Origin of the sequence: Mesorhizobium qingshengii (assembly GCF_900103325.1) — a bacterium.
In the GTDB taxonomy this organism is placed as follows: domain Bacteria; phylum Pseudomonadota; class Alphaproteobacteria; order Rhizobiales; family Rhizobiaceae; genus Mesorhizobium; species Mesorhizobium qingshengii.
The window spans coordinates 50,084-72,874 of the sequence record NZ_FMXM01000012.1 but is presented as its reverse complement, the minus strand read 5'-3'; the positions used below and the strand labels follow the sequence as shown (position 1 = coordinate 72,874).

General features: G+C 62.3%; 20 protein-coding genes and 2 pseudogenes. 15 read left to right on the top strand and 7 right to left on the bottom strand.

All coding sequences use genetic code 11. The annotated features are described in order from the left end of the window. Positions 1-45: 45 nt before the first annotated feature. Together BLS48_RS19510 and BLS48_RS19505 are read right to left on the bottom strand one after the other, a co-directional pair. The gene (locus tag BLS48_RS19510) at positions 46-360 is read right to left on the bottom strand and encodes a PqqD family protein (RefSeq protein ID WP_091580759.1); all 315 of its coding nucleotides are present in this window, start codon (positions 358-360) and stop codon (positions 46-48) included. A gap of 133 nt (positions 361-493) precedes the next feature. Next, complete coding sequence (locus BLS48_RS19505) at positions 494-646, bottom strand: lasso peptide (RefSeq protein ID WP_010913078.1); 153 nt, start codon at positions 644-646, stop codon at positions 494-496. A gap of 531 nt (positions 647-1,177) precedes the next feature. On the opposite strand from BLS48_RS19505, the gene BLS48_RS19500 reads away from it, so the two are divergent. From BLS48_RS19500 to BLS48_RS19465, 8 genes are all read left to right on the top strand, one after another. After that, the gene (locus BLS48_RS19500; protein WP_091580756.1) at positions 1,178-2,308 is read left to right on the top strand and encodes a nucleotidyltransferase family protein; all 1,131 of its coding nucleotides are present in this window, start codon (positions 1,178-1,180) and stop codon (positions 2,306-2,308) included. A gap of 73 nt (positions 2,309-2,381) precedes the next feature. After that, a complete protein-coding gene (locus BLS48_RS19495) occupies positions 2,382-3,404 on the top strand; it encodes a glycosyltransferase family 2 protein (protein WP_091580753.1) in 1,023 nt (340 codons plus the stop codon). A gap of 282 nt (positions 3,405-3,686) precedes the next feature. After that, complete coding sequence (locus BLS48_RS19490) at positions 3,687-4,088, top strand: hypothetical protein (protein ID WP_091580751.1); 402 nt, start codon at positions 3,687-3,689, stop codon at positions 4,086-4,088. A gap of 146 nt (positions 4,089-4,234) precedes the next feature. Beyond that, positions 4,235-5,098, top strand: coding sequence for an endo-1,3-1,4-beta-glycanase ExoK (gene exoK, locus BLS48_RS19485; protein WP_091580748.1), 864 nt, complete (start codon positions 4,235-4,237; stop codon positions 5,096-5,098). A gap of 67 nt (positions 5,099-5,165) precedes the next feature. Beyond that, positions 5,166-6,497, top strand: coding sequence for a UDP-glucose dehydrogenase family protein (locus tag BLS48_RS19480; RefSeq protein WP_091580745.1), 1,332 nt, complete (start codon positions 5,166-5,168; stop codon positions 6,495-6,497). A gap of 67 nt (positions 6,498-6,564) precedes the next feature. Further along, complete coding sequence (locus BLS48_RS19475) at positions 6,565-8,007, top strand: GMC oxidoreductase (RefSeq protein ID WP_091581058.1); 1,443 nt, start codon at positions 6,565-6,567, stop codon at positions 8,005-8,007. Positions 8,008-8,020: 13 nt separating this feature from the next. After that, a complete protein-coding gene (locus BLS48_RS19470; RefSeq protein WP_091580743.1) occupies positions 8,021-8,470 on the top strand; it encodes a hypothetical protein in 450 nt (149 codons plus the stop codon). 69 nt (positions 8,471-8,539) lie between these two features. Then, positions 8,540-9,619, top strand: a complete 1,080-nt coding sequence (locus BLS48_RS19465) for a glycosyltransferase (RefSeq protein ID WP_091580740.1) — start codon at positions 8,540-8,542, stop codon at positions 9,617-9,619. A gap of 18 nt (positions 9,620-9,637) precedes the next feature. Here BLS48_RS19465 and BLS48_RS19460 read toward each other — a convergent pair whose 3' ends face one another. Both BLS48_RS19460 and BLS48_RS19455 read right to left on the bottom strand, forming a co-directional pair. Continuing rightward, on the bottom strand, positions 9,638-10,660 hold the full coding sequence (locus BLS48_RS19460) for a phosphoribosyltransferase family protein (RefSeq protein WP_091580738.1): 1,023 nt from the start codon (positions 10,658-10,660) through the stop codon (positions 9,638-9,640). A 53-nt stretch (positions 10,661-10,713) separates the two neighbouring features. Then, on the bottom strand, positions 10,714-12,210 hold the full coding sequence (locus BLS48_RS19455; RefSeq protein ID WP_091580735.1) for a lipopolysaccharide biosynthesis protein: 1,497 nt from the start codon (positions 12,208-12,210) through the stop codon (positions 10,714-10,716). A gap of 185 nt (positions 12,211-12,395) precedes the next feature. On the opposite strand from BLS48_RS19455, the gene BLS48_RS19450 reads away from it, so the two are divergent. From BLS48_RS19450 to BLS48_RS19425, 6 genes are all read left to right on the top strand, one after another. After that, positions 12,396-13,568, top strand: a complete 1,173-nt coding sequence (locus BLS48_RS19450) for a glycosyltransferase (protein WP_091580733.1) — start codon at positions 12,396-12,398, stop codon at positions 13,566-13,568. Positions 13,569-13,593: 25 nt separating this feature from the next. Then, entirely contained in the window at positions 13,594-14,589 is a 996-nt protein-coding gene (locus tag BLS48_RS19445) for a glycosyltransferase family 2 protein (protein WP_091580730.1), read from the top strand. Next, positions 14,589-15,536, top strand: coding sequence for a glycosyltransferase family 2 protein (locus BLS48_RS19440; RefSeq protein ID WP_091580727.1), 948 nt, complete (start codon positions 14,589-14,591; stop codon positions 15,534-15,536). The genes BLS48_RS19445 and BLS48_RS19440 overlap by 1 nt, the downstream gene beginning before the upstream one ends. Continuing rightward, entirely contained in the window at positions 15,526-16,476 is a 951-nt protein-coding gene (locus tag BLS48_RS19435) for a glycosyltransferase family 2 protein (RefSeq protein WP_091580724.1), read from the top strand. Before BLS48_RS19440 ends, BLS48_RS19435 begins: the two co-directional genes overlap by 11 nt. A 74-nt stretch (positions 16,477-16,550) precedes the next feature. After that, a complete protein-coding gene (locus BLS48_RS19430; RefSeq protein ID WP_091580721.1) occupies positions 16,551-17,447 on the top strand; it encodes a UTP--glucose-1-phosphate uridylyltransferase in 897 nt (298 codons plus the stop codon). A gap of 235 nt (positions 17,448-17,682) precedes the next feature. Continuing rightward, positions 17,683-20,070 (top strand): polysaccharide biosynthesis tyrosine autokinase, encoded by a 2,388-nt coding sequence (locus BLS48_RS19425; RefSeq protein WP_091580719.1) that lies wholly within the window; start codon positions 17,683-17,685, stop codon positions 20,068-20,070. On the opposite strand, the pseudogene BLS48_RS36790 reads toward BLS48_RS19425, so the two are convergent. Together BLS48_RS36790 and BLS48_RS36785 are read right to left on the bottom strand one after the other, a co-directional pair. Further along, positions 20,067-20,246, bottom strand: a pseudogene (locus BLS48_RS36790) (transposase); the annotation flags it as partial. The gene BLS48_RS19425 and the pseudogene BLS48_RS36790 overlap by 4 nt on opposite strands. A gap of 22 nt (positions 20,247-20,268) precedes the next feature. Further along, positions 20,269-20,475, bottom strand: a pseudogene (locus BLS48_RS36785) (IS5/IS1182 family transposase); the annotation flags it as partial. A gap of 153 nt (positions 20,476-20,628) precedes the next feature. Here BLS48_RS36785 and BLS48_RS19415 point away from each other — a divergent pair. Continuing rightward, positions 20,629-21,513, top strand: a complete 885-nt coding sequence (locus tag BLS48_RS19415; RefSeq protein ID WP_091580715.1) for an AraC family transcriptional regulator — start codon at positions 20,629-20,631, stop codon at positions 21,511-21,513. Between the two features lie 129 nt (positions 21,514-21,642). On the opposite strand, the gene BLS48_RS19410 is transcribed toward BLS48_RS19415, so the two are convergent. Further along, positions 21,643-22,725, bottom strand: coding sequence for an acyltransferase family protein (locus tag BLS48_RS19410; protein ID WP_091580713.1), 1,083 nt, complete (start codon positions 22,723-22,725; stop codon positions 21,643-21,645). Between the last annotated feature and the right edge of the window lie 66 nt (positions 22,726-22,791).

Below are 22,791 nucleotides of genomic sequence, written 5' to 3'. Positions count from 1 at the left end.
GCAGGTTCCTGTCGCAAAACCGTGGACCACTTTTGCGGAACCTGCTTAGACAAGTTCCTCATGGTGCACCCTCGCAAGCCCGTTATCCGCCAGGCCCTTCAGCAATGCGTCGACGTCGGCTTTGCAGCGCCCCGGCTCGACATTGTAGCGCGCAAGCACGGCGCCGCGGATGTCCCCGATCGACTTCGGCTGCTGAATCAGGTCCCAGATGAAGGCGCCGACGCCATTCAGGCTGTAATAGATGTTGGATTTCAGGTTGAGCAGCGCCAGGCCCTCGCCAAACTCGCAAGCCACGGCGTCCTTGGTCGCGCTCACCAAATCGTGGTCTGCCAAATCGTGGTCGGATGTGTTCCAGTTCATCCCCAAACCTCGCTTACACTACGCTTCGACAGTTCCAGGCAATAAAGGGGGAGTCGGAGGTTTTGAGCCCCCCGACTCTCTTGTTTTTGCGTCCAGAGTCCCAACGTCGTCACTCTGGAAGTTTGTGATAGGCTCAGGAGAACGTCAGGTCGCCGATCGGCGTATGCGCGGGAAACGATGCATCGATCGCCGTGCTGCCGCCGCCGCCCTGGGTGATGGTTTCAATCGAACCGTGTACCGTCAGGCTTGGCGTTTCGTATTCATGCTTTTCAACATTCTGTTCCATTTTACTCTCCAATAAAGACTGGAAACGGCCTGTCGAGTGCCGTCAGCATTTCTCATGCTGCGGCGCAATAGCTGCATGGCAGCATTTATGAGTCAAGTCTGATTTACCAGGCGTTAATCAATTATGGGTTGCGGGCGTCGCGATGTATGTAAGAGATGCCTAAAACCTGACATCTTTCAAGATGAATCCTTGTGCGTCGGCGCTATGTCGATGGCGATTCTTTAAGCATTTGATTTTGCTTGCATAAAATATTTGCCCGAGCGCCTTCTATTTAGGCACTGCTAAAAAAGGAGTTTCATTTGGCAAAGGCCCACTGAAATGCCTTGGCAAGGGTGATATCTCAACCGCAATTTTCGCTGCCTCTCGGATCATGAGACAAACGCTAAGGTTGTGAAACTCCGCGCTGCAAAAGGGCAGAATTCCGCACTGCAAAAGGAAAGGCTTTACGGCATCGAGGTTTTTGGTGATGCTTGCTTCGCACTTGCAGCATAGGCGGCGAGCAAATCACTTCTTGAGGAGACAGTGCGCTAAATGGCCTTGCCGGACGGTTCATACGAACGATTGCGTGCCGCCGACTGTGCCGACGAGATTGCCTATGTACAGGCTTGCCTGCGCTTGTATTTCGCGGGGGCGGGAGCCAGTGCCGGCGACATGTCGATGCCTGGCCTGACCGTCGCCAATGTTGCCGACATTGCCAGGTTGAACAAGGTCGCGACCTTTGTCCTCAAGGCGCTGTCGCGCGCGCCGGCGGGTGAAAGGCCGGCAGAGCTTTTTCACTGGTTGGACACCTACCGCAGGAGGACGGTTTCGATGAACGCGTCCTGCATCATGGATTCGATGGCGATCCATGACGTGCTCAGCGGCAGGCAGATCGATTTCGTCTTCCTCAAGGGCCCGTTCCAGCAGCAGCTGCTCTATGACGACCATTTCATGAAGCCTTCCGGCGACGTCGATATTCTGGTTTCGCCGGCCGGGTTTTTCCCGGCGCGTGATGCGCTCCGCTCGATCGGCTACGAGGTCGCAGGCAAGTCGCGCTCCGTCTGGTGGGTTCGCTTCCTTGGCGAACAGCATATGACGCGCGGCGACGGGCCGAGGCCGTCCACGGTCGATCTTCATTATCGCCTCCAGCAGCCCGGCTCGCCGAGCCCGCGCGATGCGGACGGGTTTCTGCGGCGCAAGCGACAGCTCGAGATCGCTGGTGCGACGGTGCCGTTCACTTCGGCTGCCGACACTTTGTTTCTGTCCTGCATCAGCGTCGCCAAGGCGCTGTTCAATCGGGAACCCTGCGCGGGTTATGTCTGCGACGTACGCGCCAGCGCCAGCCGGCTCGACGAGGCGGATCAGCAGCTTGTGCTTGACGCCGCGGTCCGGCAGGGGCTGGACGACACGCTGCTGCTTGGCCTGCGCGCCGCCGATGTACTGCTCGGCGGCGCCGGCACGCTTCTGTCGGAGCGGGCCAAGAGAATCCTGTCACGCATCGGCAACGAGGACCTGCTCAACATGGTCATCGCGCCGTGGCTGTCGTCCCTGCGGTGGCCGCAGCGGCGAACGGTGCTATGGGAATTGTGCGGCCGTGCGCCGGTCCGCTATCTGGCCGAGGCCGGCTGGGCGGCATCGGCCGACATCAGCCGCCGCATCTTTGAACGGCCGGGCAGTCAGTGATGAAAAGCATATCGGGCATCGAATGGGTACGGGGCGAAAACAAGTCGGTATCACCTGTACGAGAGGCAAATCCATGTCGATGACCAAACCCCAGGTCTGCGTGATCATCGCGGCCCGCAACGCGGCGCCGACAATCGCCGTCGCTATCGCGTCCGCGTTGCGCGAAGCGGAAGTGGCGGAGGTTGTCGTCGTCGACGATGCTTCCACTGACGACACCGCGACAGTCGCCCGATCCGCCGACGACGGCAGCGGCCGGCTCACGGTGATGCGTCTCGATGTCAATCGCGGTCCTTCTTTCGCCCGCAACGCGGCGATCGCCGGTTCAAGGTCGCCGTTCATCAGCATTCTCGACGCCGACGATTTTTTCCTGGAGGGCCGGTTTCGCAACCTGTTTGCCGGCGCCGACTGGGATTTCGCGGCGGACAACATCATGCTCATCCGGGACGATGCGACCGGCGACGTGACGAAAATCGTCGCCCCGCAATTCGCCGCCGAGCCGGAATTCCTCGATTTCGAGCGCTTCGTCGAAGGCAACATCTCCAGGCGACGAGTGCAAAGGGGCGAGCTGGGCTTCCTCAAGCCTGTCATCAGCCGTGCCTTCCTCGACCGCCACGAGCTGCGCTACGACGAGAGCTTGCGCCTGGGCGAGGACTATGAGCTCTACGCGCGCGCCGTCGCTCGCGGGGCACGGTTCAAGGTCATCCGCTCATGCGGCTACGGCGCCATCGTCCGCGCTGATTCGCTGAGCGGTCGTCACAAGACGCAGGACCTGGAGCGCCTGGCCGATGCGGATCTGGCGTTGCTGGCGATCGAAAGCCTGCCGGAAGGCTCGAAAGCGGTGCTGAGGCGGCACGAGCGGCACGTGCGCGACAAATACCGGTTGCGCAATTTCCTCGACGTCAAGGCCGAGCGGGGGCTGGCATCGGCCGCGGCCTATGCACTGGCCAGTCAATCCAACCTCGTTCCCATCGTTCGCGGCGTTGCCGCCGACAAGCTCGAGTCGCTGTTTCGCCGCGCCGGCTTCACCTCGAAACGGAGCCGTGTGCCGCCATTGCGTTTTCTGATGGCCGGAACCAGTACCGGCAAGGAGCGTTGAGGGTGTCCGGCGCGTCCGGTTCGTCCACCAGTGCCGGCTTGTCGTTCAAACCATTTCGGACGGATTTATGAGTTTACGAATTGGGTGGTTGCCTCACGGCTCCGGGGATGGCAGTCTATGTTGCGGTGCAGCAAATTAGACGACCACCCGAACTGGCCCCGATCGGATGGTCTCAATGTCTCTCCCGTCAGAGGGGCAGGACGATGCAATTTTTTGAACCCCGGTTGCGGGGATCGGCCAGAAACCCGGCCTGGAAGCCGGCGATGACAGGAACCTGAACTCATGGCCTCGATATTCGGCTTCAGATCAAGGGATCCGGCCCGCGACCGGCAGACCGACGGTTCGCGACTTGATCGTCTGGCAAAGCTTTTTGAGCAGATCGCGGCCGAGATCGAGGCCGAGAGAGCCGGACTTGAGAATCGCTATCGGACAAAGGCGACCAACGCCGCCTTCCTGGTCGAGGCGATGGAAAACGGCTCCGCCTCCGACCGTCGGTCATCCGAAGTCAGCGCGCTGACGGAGACGATCCTGAACTGCGAGCGCCGGATCGCGGCGCTGTCGCGCCAGAACGGCATGATGAAGGAGCTCCGTCATTCGCTGGACGGGGTCTTCCACGAGGATGGCGCGTCCGATTCGGCCACCCCGGCCGAATTCGCCAAGCCGACAGGCGCCGGCAGAGCGTGAAGGCTCGGAACTGTTGCAACAGATTTGATGCGAGGCAGGAAAAGCAATTCGGGAGGGTCACGTAGGAGGTCAAGGTTGGCCCGTTCAGGAGCGGTTCGAATGTCGACTTTGGGTTGGGGGAAGCACAGCACAAAGGTGAGTTTGGTATGAATTCGAATCCGAAAGCTACGTCCACCGTCGCAACCGGCGGAACGCCGTTCACGCCTCAGGCCAGGCAAGCCGGCTTGAGGCGGCTGAGTTCGATCAGCGCGTTGCTGCTGGCCGCTCTCGGCAACCTGTCAACGACCCCTTCCCATGCCCAGGATATACCGACGTCGCCATCATTCGTCGACGATTTCAAAAGCTTCGATCGTGCGCGCTGGTATGTTTCCGACGGCTGGAACAACGGCAGCCATCAGAATTGCACCTGGTCGAAGGGCATGGTTGAGCTTTCCGACGGCGTGCTGTCGCTCGGCTTCGAAAAGCAGAAGCTGAAGGACCGCGACTTCGTTTGCGGCGAGATTCAGACCAAGCAACGCTTCGGCTACGGCACCTATGAGGCGCGGATGAAGACCGACACCGGTTCCGGTCTCAATGCGGCGTTCTTTTCCTATATCGGCCCCACCGACAAGCAGCCCTGGGACGAGATCGACTTCGAGATCCTGACCAAGGACACCTCCAAGGTGCAGGTCAACGCCTATATCGGCGGCAAGGGCAAGAACGAGAAGCTGGTCGACGTCGCGGGCGGTACCGAAAATGCTTTCAACGACTACGCTTTCGTCTGGCAGAAGGACAGTTTGCGCTGGTACCTCAACGGCCAGTTGGTCAACACGATCACCGACCCCGCGAAGCTGCCCACCCATGCGCAGAAGATCTTCTTCAGCCTGTGGGGCAGCGACACGATGAAGGGTTGGATGGGTGCGTTCGCCGATCCTGGCCGCAAGCTTTCGCTGCAGGTCGAGCGCGTTGCCTTCACCGCGCTCGGCGAGCCCTGTCAGTTTCCGGAATCGCTGGCATGCAGCGTAAAGTAGTTGGGAAAGTCGAATTGAACTGGCCGGGCCGAAAACGGTCCGCCGCCTTGAATGGGAACGAAACCGAATGAATTTGACGGTGTTTGGAATTGGCTATGTCGGTCTCGTGCAGGCGGCGGTGCTTGCCGAAGTCGGCCACCAGGTGGTGTGCGTCGACATCGACGCAGGCCGGGTCGAGCGGCTCAACCAAGGTCTCGTGCCGATTTTCGAGCCGGGGCTGGAGAGCCTGGTCAAGGAGAACCACGCCGCCGGTCGCATCAAGTTCACCACTGATGCCGTCGCCGCGGTCAGGCATGGCGAGATCCAGATGATCGCGGTCGGCACGCCGCCCGGCGAGGATGGTTCGGCCGACCTCAAATATGTGCTGGCGGTCGCCGAGACCATTGGCCGGGAAATGGACGCGCCCAAGATCGTCGTCGGCAAGTCGACCGTGCCGGTCGGCACCTGCGAAAAGGTAAAGGCCAGGATCGCCGAAACGCTGAAGAAAAGAGGTCGTGAGGACCTCGCCTTCGACGTCGCCTCGAATCCGGAATTCCTCAAGGAGGGTTCCGCGGTCGCCGACTGCATGAAGCCGGATCGCATCATCGTCGGCACCTCGAGCGAGGGCACCGAGGCGGTGATGCGCGAGCTCTACGCGCCGTTCAACCGCAACCACGAGAAGATGATCGTGATGGACGTGCGCAGCGCCGAATTCACCAAATATGCCGCCAATTGCATGCTGGCGACCAAGATCAGCTTCATGAACGAGATGGCCAACCTTGCCGAGCAGCTTGGCGCCGACATCGAGGAGGTTCGCAAGGGCATCGGCAGCGATCCGCGCATCGGCTACCATTTCATCTATCCGGGCCTCGGCTATGGCGGCTCGTGTTTTCCAAAGGACGTGCGGGCGCTGATCAAGACCGCCGAAGGCGTCAAGTTCGACGCCAAGCTGCTGCGCGCCGTCGAGGAGCGCAACAACGACCAGAAATCCGTCCTGTTCGACAAGGTACATCGCTATTTCAAGGGCAATCTCAAGGGCAAGACCTTTGCGCTGTGGGGCCTGGCCTTCAAGCCCAACACCGACGACATGCGCGAGGCGCCGGCGCGTGTGCTGATGGAGGCGCTCTGGAACGCCGGAGCGACTGTGCAGGCCTATGACCCCGAGGCGATGCAGGAATGCCAGGCCATCTACGGCCTGCGCGACGATATGCTGTTGTGCGGCACCAAGGAAGCGGCATTGCGCGGCGCCGATGCGCTGTTGATCGCCACCGAATGGAAGAGCTTCCGCGCTCCATCCTTCGACGCGCTGAAGGACGCGCTGACCACGCCGGTCATCTTCGATGGCCGCAACCTGTACGACCCCAAGGTCGTCGCTCGCCACGGCATCGAATACCACTCGATCGGCAGAATCGCGGCGTGAGGCCGGGCGTGGAGAGCCGCAAGCAGAATCTGGTGGGTGCGCTCGGCGCGGAAAGGACTTGTGGCTGATGGTGCTGGACGTAAAGCCCGAGCAAATCACCAGGGATCATTTCGATCTTGTCGCGATCGGTTCCGGCTTCGGTTCGGCCTTCTTCTTGCATGAGTTCGCGAAACGGCGAAAGGCACGCATCCTGGTTCTGGAGTGGGGCCGGCACAACACCCATGAATGGCAACTCGACCAGAACGCCAACACCGACATCGATGACGAGACGACCTACAAGACCAATTCCGACAAGCCCTGGAACTACACGATCGGACTGGGTGGCGGAACGAACTGCTGGTTCGCGCAGACGCCAAGGTTCCATCCCAATGACTTCAGGCTGAAAACCACCTACGGCATCGGCAACGACTGGCCGATCAGCTATGACGACGTCGAGCCCTTCTACTGCGACGCCGAAGACATCATGTCGATTTCAGGCGATCCCGACATGGCGGCGATGCTGCCGCGTTCGCGGCCGTTTCCGCAACCGCCGCATCGCATGTCGACACCGGACCGGATGATGAAGGCGGCGCAGCCCGGCCAGCATTTCGTCATGCCGACGGCACGGGCACGCGTGCCGACCGCGCAGCGCACTTCGTGCTGTGCCAATCTGCGCTGTTGGCTGTGCCCGGTCGACGCGAAATTCACGGTCAACAACGGGCTGATGCATGTCTTCGAGGATCCCGACGTTTCGGTCTGCCTCGGTGCCGAAGTGCGGCGGCTCGATCATGTCGGCGGAACGGTTCGTTCGGTCACGTTCGTTCATGGCGGCAAGGAATATACGGTCACCAGCGACCTCTTCATTCTCGGCGCCAATGCCATCCAGAGCGCGGCCATCATGCTGCGATCCGGTCTGGGCGACGAATTCGTCGGGCGCGGCCTGCACGAATCCTACGGCTGGAATTTCGAGGTCTATCTCGACGGTGTCGACAATTTCGACGGCAGCACCATCACGACGGGGCTGAATTTCGGCCTCTATGACGGTCCGCACCGATCTGAGCATGCGGCGGCGCTCGTCTATTTCGAGAACCGCTGGCAACACGGAATGCGTGCCGAAAAGGGGCGGCTGCGCCAGGCGCTGCCGCTTGTCGTGGTCACCGAAAACCTGCTCGATCACGAGAATTTCGTTACCCTCGACGAGGATGATAATGCCTTCGTCAGCTTCAAGGCGCCGTCGGACTACGCGGTCAAGGGCATGGCCCGGGCGCTGGAGAAATTGCCTGCGCTGCTTGCCCCGCTGCCGGTCGAAAAGCTCTTCGACCGCGGCATCCGGCCGACCGAATCGCATGTCCAGGGCACGCTGAGAATGGGCACCGGTCCGGCCGATTCGGTGATCGACAGCAACATGATCCACCACCGGCTCAGAAACCTGGTTGTCGTCGGCACCAGCACCTACCCAAGCTGCTCCTGCGCCAATCCGAGCCTGACCGCGGCAGCGCTGTCCTTGCGGGCGGCGAGCCGGATCGCGTGAAAGGAGGTATCGGATGATCGAAATTTCCAGACGCTCGGCCCTGGCGATCGTGGCGGGTGGGGTGGTGTCGACGGGCATTGCCTATGCCGCCGTCTCCTCGTTTTCAGACGAGGACCTCGTCCGTGTCACGCTCGAAAAATACCTCGGCACGCTGAACATGCGCATCGAGCATCTGCAACAGTTCGTGCTGGCGTTCCGCGACAGGAACCCGTGGATCTTTCCGAGCGAGAAGTTGAGCGACGCCGTTACTCTGGCGGAGGAGCTCAAATTGGGCACCGCACGCCGCCTGCTGCCCCAGCAGAAGCGGGAAGATCTGGTGCATTTCGACCGCTGGGTCATCGCCGAATTCCATATGCTGACGGACTACGCATGGCGCAGTTCGCCAAGCGATCCGATCCGGTTCACCGGATGGCAGTCATGTACCAATCCGTTCGCGAAACTCGATCCGCCGCAGAATGCCTGAGGCGGCCTTCAACGCAGCCCTCGATCGGGCTGCATGGAATGAAACGCGAAAAGACCAGGAGCCAGGACCATGAAAGTTCTTTTTGCAGGCGGTAACGGCTACCCACCGGAATTCAGCGGCGGCGTCCAGTCAAGCACCCATCATCTGGTCGAACAGTTGATCGAACATGGGCATGAGGCCGCGGTGCTGGCCGCGCTGTTCGGGGATGGTGTCTTCGGCTTGAAGGCGCGCGCCAAGATGAAGCTGCTGCGGCAGCCGGCGGTCGTCGACAGCTATCCCGGCTATCCGGTGATCCGGGCGTGGTTTCCCTGGGAGGCAGCGGCCTTTGCCGTCGACAGGCAGAAGCCGGATGTGGCGCTGGTCCAGTGTCACAAATCGGTTCCGCTCGGCAAGGCATTGCAGGCCGAGGGCGTGCCGCTGGTCGTTTATCTCCGCAATGTCGAGTTCCATGAACTGGGTGGCGATCTGCGGGAATTGCGTTCGGCACTGTACATCGCCAACTCGGAGTTCACCGCGCGCACCTACAAGAGAGAGTTCGGCATCGAGGCGGCGGTGATCCCGCCGACCATCAATCCGGCGCATTACAGCACCCCGACGACGGGCCAGTTTGTCACTTTGATCAACCCCTATGAGGAAAAAGGCTTCGAGCTTGCGGTGCGTGTTGCTGGCGCGTGCCCCGAAATCCCGTTCCTGTTCGTCGAAAGCTGGAAGCTGGAGGACGATCATCGGGCGCGCATCGAGGAGACGATCACGCCGCTCGGCAATGTCACGCTCGAGAGCCGCACCAGCGACATGAAGACGGTCTATGGCCGCACCAGGATCCTGCTTGCCCCCAGCAAATGGGAAGAGGCCTGGGGCCGCGTCGCGTCGGAGGCCCATTGCAGTGGAATCCCGGTTGTCGGCTCGCGGCGTGGCGGTCTGCCTGAAGCGATCGGCCCCGGAGGCGTGGTGCTGGACTACGATGCTCCGCTTGCCGACTGGGTCGCGGCCGTCAGGCGGCTGTGGAACGACAACCAGGAATATGACCGGCTCTCGGGCCTCGCGCGCGGCTTCGCCGGGCGGCCCGAACTGGATCCGGATCGCCAGTTCGCCACCTTCTTTTCGATACTCGACAGGGCGGTACAGCAGCGCGCGCGGCAAGCGGCGTAAGGATGCCGATAGTCCGGGTCAGGCCGGGCGCTTGACCCGGTTCTTCAGCGTCTCGTAACCGCGCGCGCCAAGCAGCGCGCGGGCGAGGATCTTGGCGGCCGCTTTGCGCCCTTCCTGCGACTTGATCTGCCGCAGCCTTGCCGGCAGGTTGCGAGCCGCCTGGCCAAGCGCTGGCAGCGACAGCGCGTCGGGAAAGCTGACCATATGCGTTTCGACGCACAGCACCGGCTTGCCGGACAGTTCGGTGATCTTCAGCGCCTGCTCGTGCTCGCTCTCGATGAACAGGACGGCATTGGATTTGCGGTAGAAATCGGCTTTGAAACTGCCATGCGCGCCAAGCCGCTGCCGTTCCGCCTTGCTCGGCAGATCGAGCATGATCAACTGGTCGTACTTGATCTCGTGCTTGGCGAGCCACGCCTCGGTAAGCGCGCGGTATTTCTCCAGCCGGCTGGTGACCAGCCAGCCGATCTTGTGGGTCGGCGCATGCAGAGGCCGCGCCTCGCTGAGGAACTTCTCGTAGACCGGACCGTCGTCGTTTTCCGCCTCGGTCGGATCCAGGCACAGCACGCCGTCAATATCGACGCAGCACTGCGCCAGGAATTTGTGATGCATGAAGTTCCACTGGAACATGCGTGGATGCGGCACGACCTCGAAGACGAAGTCGGTCTCCTGGTGTTCCGGCTGCAGGCCGAACACCGCGGCAAAGGTGAAGTCCGCTTCGATGCCGGCCGCCGCGATGCGGGCGCGCGCGTCGCGCATGGCATTGCCACCGGCGACGCTGTCGTCGATCACCAGCACCTTGCGCATTTCGGAGACCTTGCGATCGAGCGCGGCGCGGCGCTTGGTGACGCCCGAGGTGTAGACCCGTCCGGTCAGGAAGCTATCCAGATCGGTCATCGGAATGTTGGCCGTCAGGCTCACCAGCGTCGCCGCCAGTATGCCGCTTCGGGGAACGCCGACGACAAGGTCGATGTCGCGGGGCAGCCGGTGAAGGTTCCTGACGATCGCGTCGTTCATGTCGGAGATTGATCGGTAGTGCATGAATTCAGACCTGAAACTGGAGTGGATGTCCGTAGCTAGCGAAGGCGTCCAAATTATTGCGCCTCGCGAGGCGTCGCCGCGGGCGGTCTTGCCGGCAGCATTTTTATCGCCTCGCGCAGGGCTTCGCGGCCGGAAGCGAATGCCAGCGCGATGACGATGGTGATGAGGTAGGCGAGGACGGCGCCGCTGGCCAGGGCAACGATATGCTGCTGCGGCAACAGCGGCTTGATGAACCAGATGGCGGCCAGTGCCAGGTGTGCGCCAAGCACGAAAGGCGTTGCGGCGCGCAGCACATGGTGGGCCTGCAGCGGACCGCTCTTGCCGATATAGAGCCACAGGAAAGGCGTCCGCAGATACTCGCTGATCGCATAGGCGATCGCCACGCCCAGCGCGCCATAAGGCAGGCCGAGCATGAAGGCGATCACCGAGGTCACGGCCGTTACGATGCCCCAGCGCATGAAGTCGCCGGAGCGGCCCTGGCTGACGAAAAGCCATCCCGCCGGGTTGTTGAGCGGCTGCAGCAGCCCGGCAAAGCCAAGTGCCAGGAAGATGCTGGCGCTTTCGCGCCATTGCTCGCCGAGCACGAACGGGATCAGCACGTCCGACATCGCGGTGGCGAAAGCGACACCGGGAAGCGCCACCAGCAGGATCAGCGGCATGACGCGCAGATAGGCGCTGCGGTAGCGGTCCGGCTCGTCCTTCAGTCTGGAGAGCGCCGGCACCATCACCTTCGACAATGGATTGGTGATCTGGCTCAACGGAAACAGCAGCAGCTTGTAGGCGCGGTCATAGAGGCCGAGTTGGGCCTCGCCCCAGTATTTTCCGATCAGCACATTGTCGAGATTGCGGGCAAAGAAATTGGCGAAATTGAAGCCGGTAATCCCGGCGCCGAAATTGACCAGCTCGCTGATTCCAGCGACCTTGCGCGGCAGGCTCGGACGCCAGCGCGAACCTGCCCAGTAGCAGAGCGTCGGCAGCACGGCACCGGTCAGCGTGCCGGCAAAAAGCGCCCAGTAGGAGCGGTCGATGAAGGTCCAGGCGATCGACACGGCGAGGCCGGCGACAGCGCTGGCGACATCGATGATCGCGAGACGCCCGAACTGCATGCGGCGCGTCAAAAGCGCCAGATGCTGGGCGCCAAGCCCATAGGCCATGATCTGCAGCCCGAACGCGGCCACGAGGCCGGCCACGCGCGGCTCGCCGTAGAAGGCGGCGACCAGCGGCGCGGCACCCGCGAGCACGCAGGCCAGGATCGCGCTGACGGCGACATTGATCCAGAAGAGGTAGTTCACCTCCTCATGCCTGATGCCGGTTTTCTGGATCGTCGCCTGGGTCAGGCCGAAATCCTGGAACAGGGCGATGAAGGCCAGCACCGGCGCGCACATCGCCACGACGCCGAAATCCTGCGGCGACAAGAGCCGCGACAGCACGATAACGGATAGGATCTGTGTCGCGACTCGCACCGACTGCGCCATGGCCGTGACAACGGCGCCGCGCCCGACCGATTTGCGGAGCGAGCCTTCTGGCGGATCGAATGCATTGGCTTCCAAATTCAGGATTCCTGATCTTTGCGTGGATTTCCGACCCCTGAAAATCCACAACCGCCGCCAAGGACAAACTAGGGCATTAATTTTGCAGTGCAACAGAAAACGTCGATCGCCGCACCAAAAATGTTGCGATGCAGCAAGAGCTGTACTAGGATTCCCGTGGGTGGGCCAACAGCGGTCGAGTTTTCATGCTGCATGTCTTGTACCTTGTGCACGACGTTTCCGACCCGGCCGTGCGCCGGCGGATCACGATGCTCAGGGCAGGTGGAGCCCAGGTCACGTTGGGCGGCTTCCGTCGTACGGCCGATCCGATTGCGGATATCGAGGGATTGCGACCGATCGACCTTGGCGCGACGCGTGATGGCCGGTTCGGCCAGCGCCTCGCGGCGGTCGCCAAGGCGGCGGTTTCGATCGGCTCGAGCCTTGGCGGCATGCCGAGGCCCGATCTCATCATCGCGCGCAATCTGGAAATGCTGGCGCTGGCGCGGCGTGCGAAGTCGGCATTCGGTACCTCGGTTCCGATCGTCTACGAATGTCTCGACATTCATCGTCTCGTGCTTCGCAACGATTTTCTGGGCAAGGCGCTGCGCGCCACCGAACGTTTTCTGGCCAGGGACGTGAAGCTGCTGGTGACCAGTTCGCCCGCTTTCATCGCCAATTACTTCAAGCCGTTCGGCCAGGTCGCGGCACCGATCGAGCTGGTCGAGAACAAATATTTCGAGACCGCGGCGATTTTGCCCGGCGACCCCGAGCCGGCGGGCGGCCCGGTCGGCCCGCCATGGCGGATCGGCTGGTTCGGCGCCCTGCGCTGCCGCCGCTCGCTCGAACTCCTGGCCGATTTCTCCCGCCGGATGGATGGGCGATTCGAGGTCGTGCTGCGCGGCCGTCCGGCGCTGTCCGAATTTCCGGATTTCCATGGCTTTGTCGAATCCGAACCGTGGCTGTCGTTTCGCGGGCCCTATCGCAACCCGGAGGACATGGCGGCGATCTACAGGGAAGTTCATTTTTCCTGGGCGATCGATTTCTTCGAAGCAGGACAGAACTCCGAATGGCTGCTGCCCAACCGACTCTATGAGGGTTGCCGCTTCGGCGCGGTGCCGATCTCGATGGGCAACACCGAAACCGGGCGGTTCCTCAACCAGCAGGATATCGGCGTCCTGCTCTCCCACGCCACGCCCGAGGGGCTCGAGACAGCGCTCGGCAAGATGGAGGAGCATCGCTTCGGCAGGCTGAAGGCGCGTGTCCTTGCCCGCAACCCGAGGACGTGGAGCTACGATCGCAGCGATTGCCGGGCGCTCGTCGAGCGGCTGCGCAGCCTGACCGCCGTGCCCGGTTCCTTCGCAGCGGAAGCATTGGCATAGGATGGCTAGAGATGGACGTGAGTTGATGACGCAAACTGGAAAACCGTCATCCAGCCTGATCGTTGTTCCGTGCCTGAACGAAGCCGCCCACATCGGTGCGCTGCTCGATCAATTGCGACCTTCGGCCGCAAGGCTTGGAGCCAGGATCATCATCGCCGACGGCGGCAGCACCGACGGCACGCTGGCCATTGTCGAGGATGTCATTGCCAAGGATTCGCGCGTTATCCTGCTTCACAACAAGCGGCGCATACAGAGCGCGGCGATCAATCTCGCCGTCGGCACATTCGGCGAAGGCGCGGACTATCTCATCCGCATCGACGCGCATGGCGGCTATCCCGACGATTATTGCGACCGCCTCGTCGAGGAGGCGCTGGCAACCGGTGCCGATTCGGTCGTTGTCTCGATGCTGACCAGCGGCAGCGGCGCCGTGCAGAAAGCGGCCGCCGCGGCACAGAACTCCAGGCTCGGCACTGGCGGCTCCAAGCACCGGCATCTTTCCGCGGGAGAATGGATCGATCACGGCCATCACGCGTTGATGCGGATATCGGCGTTCGGGGCCGTGGGTGGTTATGACGAGACGTTCAGCCACAACGAGGACGCCGAGCTCGACTACCGGCTGCGGCAGGCCGGCTACAAGATCTGGATGAGCGGCAAAACGCAGATGGTCTACTATCCACGCGCCTCGTTGAGCGGGCTTTTTTTCCAGTATCTCGGCTATGGCCGCGGCCGCGCCAAGAATGTGCTGAAGCACCGGGTGATCCCGAAGGTCCGGCAGATGGTGCCGCTGCTGGTGTTTCCGGTCGTCCTGCTGGCGGCCTTCTCTTTCGTCTACTGGCTGGCGGCGGTGCCGCTTCTGCTCTGGGCGTCGGTGTGCCTGGGCTATGGCTTGTGGACGGCCATTCGCCAGCGCAATGCCGATGTCGCGCTTGTCGGCGTCTCGGCAATGGTCATGCATCTTGGCTGGTCCGTCGGCTTCTGGCTGCAGCTTCTCGGCCTCGGCTCGCGGCGCAGGGTGGCGTGATGGCGGTGCCCGTCAACCGCAGCATCGACATCGGTGTTTGCACGTTCCGGCGGCCGGAGCTGGCCGACACGCTGCGCTCGCTGGCTGCCATGGACATGCCTTCAGGATTCGATGTCAGCGTTATCATCGCCGACAACGACGACACGCCAAGCGCCCGCGACCTGGTGACGGCGCTGTCGCGGGAACTGGCGCTGCCGATCCACTATCGCCATGCCCCGGCGCGCAACATCTCGATCGCCCGCAACGCTTGCCTCGACGCCAGCACAGCGGATTTTGTCGCTTTCATCGACGATGACGAGACGGCTTCGTCGCGCTGGCTCGCCGAACTGGTCGCGACGGCCGAATCGAGCGGTGCGGCCGCCGTGCTCGGTCCGGTGCGGGCGCGCTATCGCCCGGATGCGCCGGACTGGATGCGGCGCGGCGACTTTCATTCAACCTTGCCCGTCTGGGTGCGCGGCGAGATCCACACCGGCTACACCTGCAATGTGCTGCTGCGGGCCGGCGCCGACAGTCTGCGTGGCCGCCGCTTCAGCCTGGCGCGTGGTCAGACCGGCGGCGAGGATACCGAGTTCTTCGACCAGATGCACAAGGCCGGCGGCCGGATCGCCTTTTCGCCCGAGGCCTGGGTGGACGAGGTGGTGCCGCGCACCAGGGCGGCATTCGACTGGCTCGGCCGCCGCCGTTTCCGCGTCGGGCAGACGCATGGCCATCTTCTGGGTAGCAGCGCAAGCGGCATCAGTCTGATCAAGCAGGTCGGCCTGGCGTCGGCAAAGGCCATATATTGCTTCGCCTCGGCTATCCCGGTTGTCGTCAACCCGGTCCGCAGGAACCGCAGCGTGCTGCGCGGCATCATGCATGTCGGCGTTGTCAGTGGCCTCGTCGGCATCCGTGAAATCCGCCTCTACGGCCAGCCTTCGCCACAGGAAGGAGGCAAGCGTGCAGCCTGATGTCTCCTTTGTCGTTGCCGCCTACAACGCCGAGGCAACCCTCGACCGGGCGATCGCCAGCGCCATCGCCCAGAAAAACGTCAGCGTCGAGATCATCGTCGTCGACGACAAGTCGCGCGACGCGACGCTCGATGTGGCAAGGGCCTACCCGCAGGATATCGTTCGTGTCGTCGCCCTGGCCAGCAATCGCGGTCCCGGCGGCGCCAGGAATGCCGGGCTCGACCTCGCCCGCGGCAGATGGATCGCGGTTCTCGATTCCGACGACGCGGTCTTTCCGGACCGCATCGCCACCATGATCGCCCGAGCCGAAAGGGTGGATGCCCAAATCGCCGTCGACAACCTCCAGGTCGTTCGCGAGGACGGTGTCGTTGAAGACGCGATGTTTCCGACGCGCTATCTGGAGAGCCTGAGTGAAATCTCGCTGGCCAGCTACATCGCCGGCAACATCGTTTTCGAATCGAAGTTCAATCTCGGTTATCTCAAGCCGATCTTCCAGCGCCGGTTCCTGGATGAGAACGGACTTCGCTATGATGAAGAACTGATCATCGGCGAAGACTACATCCTGCTTGCCGACGCCTTGGCCAAAGGTGGCAAATGCGTGGTCGAGCCGACGATCGGCTATGCCTATCATATCCGCAGCGGCTCCATCTCGCGCGTGCTTGAGCTTCATCATGTCGAGGCGATGCGCAAGGCCGATGCCGTGTTCGCTCAGACCCATTCGATGGATCCAGCCGCGCTGGCCGCGTTCGCCCGGCGCGGCCGCAGTCTGCGCAAGGCCGCATCGTTCCTGTCAATGGTTCAACACATCAAGGCGCGGTCCCCGCTCAAGGCGATCCGGACGGCGCTCAGCGATCCGGCGGCGGTCAGGCATATGAGCATGCCGATCGCCGTGCGGTTGCGAAGAGTAGCGGCACAGTTTGCCGTGGGGGTGGGGAGGTGAAGATGCAGGCACATGGAGGGATTTTTCGTGGCCTGTGAATGGACTGAAGTCGATCTCCTCAGAAGGAATTTGCAATGAAGAAAATCAGGAAGGCCGTGATACCGGTGGCGGGGCTTGGAACACGGTTCCTGCCGGCGACCAAGTCGATGCCGAAGGAAATGCTTCCCGTCGTCGACAGGCCTGTCGTGCAATATGCGGTGGACGAGGCCTTCGAGGCCGGCATCGAACACATCGTGTTCGTGACCGGTCGCAACAAGGCAGTCATCGAGGACTATTTCGACCTCCATCCTGAACTGATCGGAACCCTGGAGCAGACCGGCAAGAAGGCGCAGTTGCAGTCGCTGGAAAGCCTGCTGCCGGTAGCCGGTGCCACCAGCTTCATCCGCCAGCAGTCGCCGCAAGGCCTTGGCCACGCCGTCTGGTGCGCGCGCGAGGTTATCGGCAACGAGCCCTTCGCCCTGCTGCTGCCCGACATGGTGTCGTTCGGCGGGCGCGGGTGCCTGGCCGAGATCACCGACCTCTATGCCCAAACCGGCGGCAATGTGATCGCCGTCGAGCGCTGCGATCCGACCGAGACCAACAAATACGGCATCGTCGGCCGTGGTGCCGATATCGGCGGCGGTTTCGAGGTGACGGCGATGGTCGAAAAGCCGGCGCCGGCCAACGCGCCGTCGAACTTCTACATCAACGGCCGCTACATCCTGCAGCCCGAGATCTTCGCGTTGCTGGGCAATCAGCAGCGTGGCGCCGGCAACGAGATCCAGCTGACGGACGCCATGGTCCGCCTGTCGCAGGACCAGCCGTTCTTCGCGCAGCCTTTCAAGGGTCGAATGTTCGACTGCGGTTCGAAGGAAGGGTTCATCCAGGCCAACATCGCCTTCGCGTTGGCGCGCGACGACATGAAGGGCCCGGTTTTCGAGATGCTTCAGGAGTTCGTCCGGTCGCATGAACGCCAGGAAGAAGCCGCATAATGCCCATCTTTCGGGAGTATTCTTAGATGGCTGATGGCGCGAGGCGATAGCCCCGCGCTGTCTGGCATGAAGCTTGCGTTGCTTTACGCAAAGCTCCCGATCTTCGCGGCGCCTGCAAGCCAAGGCATGATTCCGAAAAGTGGGTACCGGTTTTCGGAAAAGATCATGCTCAAACAAACAGATAGATCCCCATCCCGATCATCGGGATGGAACAGGCTCTAGAATTGGACCGAAGATGAATTATGCCAACTTTCCTCTCGACAAGAGGATGCCATTGCCGAATTCAGACGCAGGAAACGGCGAAGACTTCATCGATATCGAGCGGCTGCTTGGCATGGCCGCACGGCAGGCCAAAGTGGTTGCCGTGTGCGCCGTCATCGGTCTCTTCCTGGGTATGCTCTATCTGCAGACCACGCCGCCCAAATATCAGTCGGTCGCCAGCGTGCTGATCGACGAGGGTCTGAACAAGATCGTCGATGACATCTCGGCGGCGTCGACAAGCATGCAGACCGATTCCGCCATTCTGAGCCAGATCGAAATTCTGACCTCGACGCGGCTTGCCGCCGTGGTCGTCGACAAGCTGAAGCTCAGCCAGAACGAAGCCTTCATGAATCCGCCCCAGTCGGCACTTGCCCGGGGCGTCGGCCTGGTCCGCGGCCTGATCCAGTATGTTCGCCCCAGCCCCTCCACGCCGGGCGTAGGCGACATCAGCAAGCTCGACCCTGCCGCCCGCGATGCGCTAATTGCTGCCTCGGGGCGTGACTACGCCATCCTCAAGCTGCAGAGCGAGATTCGGGCGGAGCGCGTCGGACGAAGCTTCGTCATCGCGCTTGGCTATCAGGGCACGGATCCCGTATTGGCCAACGCGATCACCAAGGCCTATGCCGACGCCTATCTCGCCGATCAGCTCGACGCCAGTTTCGACGCCACCGAGCGCGCGGCGGTCTGGCTGCAGGGCCGGCTGACGGAACTGCGCGAGAGCTCGCAGGCGGCGTCGCTCGCGGTCGAGAAATTCAGGGCCGAACATGGGTTGGCCGCCAACAGCGATGGCCAGCTGATGAGCGACAAGCAGCTCTCCGATCTCAACGCCCAGCTCATCGTGGCGCAGGCCGACACCGCACGCGCCAGTGCCCGCTACCAGCAATACAAGGCGATCGTCGAAAGCGGCTCCGACAATGCTTTCAAGGATGCCGCCATATCGAGCGACCAGCCGAGCAGTTCGGTCATCGCCGCGCTCAAGACCCGCTATCTGACGGTTGCGAAGCGCTTGCAGGATGTCGAGGCGAATTTCGGCCCCCAGCATCCGCAGGCGGTGGCGCTTACCAAGGAGAAGGCCGACATCTCGGCGCAGATTTTCGGCGAGCTCAAGCAGCTGACCGAAAGCTATCGCAACGAGTATGAAGTGGCGCTGGCGCGCGAGACCGCGCTCAGGGCCAATGTCGCGGCCGCACAAGGCAAGAGTTCCATCGACAACCAGACGCAGGTCAAGCTGCGCGAACTCGACCAGCAGGCGACGGCGCTCACCACGCTCTATCAGACATTCCTTGGCCGCTACGAGGAAGCCGCGCAGCAGCAATCCTTCCCGGTCGGCAAGATCCGCATCATCTCGGACGCCTCGATGCCGTTCGCCGCATCAAGCCCGCGTACGGTCGTCGTGCTTGGACTTTCGCTGGTGCTTGGCATGCTGATGGGCGCCGGCTTCGGCGGCCTGAACGAATTCAACGAACGCTTCTTCAGGACCGGCGATGATGTGCGCGACCGCGTTGGTCTGAAATTCCTCGGCTATCTGCCGACGATCGGCGGCAAGCTCGGCAAGGAAGAACAGCCGGGCGAAACCCAGGTGGATGCCAAGACCGCCAAGTCGCTGTCGGCCGCCGAAAGGCGGGCGCGCATGCGGGTCAGCATCGATTCGCCCGCGTCGATGTTCTCCGAAACCTTGCGCAGCGCCAAGATCGCCTTCGACGTCGTGATGGAAGGGCAAGGCAGCCGCGTCATCGGCGTCATCTCGGTCCTTCCCGGCGAGGGCAAGTCGACGGTCGCGGCAAATCTCGCCGGATTGCTTGCCGCCAACGGCGCCAGGACGCTGCTGATCGACGGCGATCTGCGCAACCCCGGCCTCAGCCGCGGTCTTGGCATGGAGGCCGAGCAAGGCTTGATGGAAGCGGTGGTGAGCGGCCAGACCTGGCAGTCCGTCGGCAAGATCGACCGGCAGACGAAGCTGGCGATTGTCCCCGCCGTATTGCGCGGTCACTTCTCCCACACGAGCGAACTTCTCTCCTCGGCCGGGATGCGGCGCTTCATCGAGAACGCCAAGGAGACGTTCGAATACATCGTCGTCGATCTGCCGCCGCTCGGACCGGTGGTCGACGCCAAGGCCTTCGCGCCGCTGGTCGACGGTTTCGTGCTCGTCACCGAGTGGGGACGTACGCCGCGCGCGATGGTGCAGTCGCTGCTCACCGCGGAGCCCTATGTCGCCAACAAGATCATTGGGGCGGTGCTGAACAAGGTCGATCTGAAGAAACTGGCCAAATACGGATCGTTCGGAGGTTCGGAAAAGTTCTTCGACAAATATTCGACCTACTATCTGGAAAAATCCGAAGTGCGTAGCAAGGCAGCCGCCTAGGTTGTAGACTCATAATCGCGGAGCCCAGAGGCCCATCGAGGCGAGTTGGATGATCATGGCGAGGAAGTTGTCGGCCAATTTGTCGTAGCGAGTGGCAATGCGGCGGAAATGCTTCAGCCTTGAGAAGAAGCACTCGATGAGTTGCGCTCACGATGGAGCCGCTTGCTGAAGCACGGCCTCCACCAGGCCGAGGCAGACCGGAAGCCCTTGCGCATCGATGACGGTATGTATTTTCGTGGTGGGCCCGCCGCGTGATCGGCCGAGACGGTGATCTCGATACCCCTTTTGCTGTCGCAGCCTGTTGGTGCGCCGGCTTGATGCGCTGCCGATCATTTGAACGTCGCTGTTGCCATGATGGGCATCCATCATGCGGCCCCACACGCCCGCCTTTAGGGGAAATATGAAAGCCACCACTCGGAAAACGACCCATTCCGCCGTTCAACTGTAGATCGGGCTCGCCCGTATGGCAGGCACCTGTTGATCCATGCCAAATCGCAAGATCGGTCGAGCGCGACATATCCGGAAGGGCCTAGCTGGTGTCGCCACGGAGAAGAGACGGTGAAGGCGTCACTTGAAAACTACCATGCCCGAATGCAACGGGTGCTGAACCACATAGACCAGCATCTGGACGACGATCTGGGCTTGGAAGCGTTGAGCGACGTCGCGGCGTTCTCGAAATACCATTTCCACCGGCAGTTCATGTCCACCTTCGGGTTGTCGGTGCATCGCTATGTCCAACTCGCCCGCATGAAGCGCGCTTCGTACCGGCTGGCCTACAGAGACGCCGAAAGCGTCACGGACATAGCGATGGATGCCGGTTACGACGCACCGGATGCTTTCGCCCGCGCCTTTCGGCAACGGTTCGGACAATCGCCCTCGTCGTTCCGAAAGTCTCCCAAATGGGAACCGTGGTTTGCGGCCTTCGGGCCTCTCGACAACGCCAGGAGCAAGCTCATGCAGAAGTCTTATAGCCATGAAGATGTGACGATCCGCGATGTGGCCACGACTCCGGTGGCGATCATGGAGCATCGGGGGGATCCCGCGACGATTGGCGATACCATCCAGCGATTCATCGCCTGGCGAAAGGCCGCTGGCCTATCATCCCCAAAGACCAGCCCAATCTTCAACGTCTTCCGTTCCGAGCGGCGGCCCGCGTCCCCAGCCGAATACCGGATGGACCTGTGTGCGGGCACCGATTGCCTGATAGGACCGAATGACGAGGGCGTTGAGGCTGGCTTTATCCCCGGTGGGCGCTGCGCTGTGCTGCGCGTCGTCGGCAATACCGACAATCTGGAGCCTGCCGCTCTCTACCTCTATCGCGACTGGCTGCCGGCCAGCGGCGAAGAAGCAAGGGATTTCCCTCTCTACTGCCAACGCCTCGCATTCTTCCCGGAGGTGCCGGAGCATGAGACGGTCGCGGAGCTGTTCCTGCCGCTGAAATAGCACCGCTGGACGGCGGCTTGTCCCTTCTGACCGCCAGAAGCGGACAGGCCGTTGTCCACCCCATCTCGGTCATTCCGCATGCTTGAGCGGCCGCGTCGGCGATGGGACCGACCTGCCAGCCGATTGCAGTCAGGCTACCTTGAGACGATAGCGGAAAACGGTGTGGTCGAGCATCCGCCGGATGCGCGGCTCGGCCTCTGTCGCCACCAGCCAGCTTGCCGCGATCATCGTCGCGCCGGCCGCGGCCATCGACAAGAGATGCGGCAGTCCCGCGCGGACCAGGATGCCGAGCATGGCGGCGCCGACGACGTCATGCAGCAGGTAGAGCGGATAGGTCATCAGGCCGATGCGGCGCCAGCCGCTCCAGGACAGATCGAGCCGCAGCGACCACGCCATCAGCGCGATGGCGGTGAGGAAGATGAGGATTGGCGGCGCCAAGGGCATCTGCTGCCCGACCTTCAGCATATGAACGTCGACCGAACTGGCGATCTGCAGCACGCAGCCGCCCAGGAACAGGGCGCAGAAGGCAAGGCGAGTGGCCGTCACCGCCTTGAACCGCATCAGCCACAGCAAGACGCCGGTCGCGAAGAAAGCGCCGTGATGCACCAAGAGCAGGTCCAGCGAGCGCGTTTCGGCGAGGCCCGACCAGCCGAGCGGATAGTAGAGGCACCAGAAAAGCGTGCTGATCAGCCCGATCGCGAGGGCCACCACTTCCATCAGATGGAAGCGGCCGAGCAGCAGCTGGGTCCAGACGACTGCATAGAAGGCGATCTCGATACCGAGCGTCCAGTAGACGCTGTCGACCCATGGGCCGTAGGGGACAAACAGGCCCGTGCGGACCAGCCTGATGACCGCATCGGTCGGCCAGCTCAGGCCGACGATCAACAGCACGATTGCGGTTATGGGCGCACAGATCCAGACCGCTGGCGCCAGCCGCTTCACCCTGGCTTCGAAAAAGCGCAGGGGCGTCGACTTCTCGGCACTGAAGGCAATGACGAAGCCGCTGATGACGAAGAATATCTGGACGCCGACCCAGCCGGATTCGACCCACGCGCCTATTTCCGGATGCGGAGGAATGCCGCCCGTGGCCTGGGCCGAAACGCCGTCCGGGTAGGCCCACACCCAGAAGCCATAGTGGTAGACCATGACCAGTACGGCGGCGAGAAACCGCAGGATGTCGACGCCGCCAAATGTGATCTTGTGCTGAGCCATGCGAACCTTGTCGATGGCCCCCCGCCCATGAGCTGTAGGGTGCATTGCTGCATTGCACAATAGAAG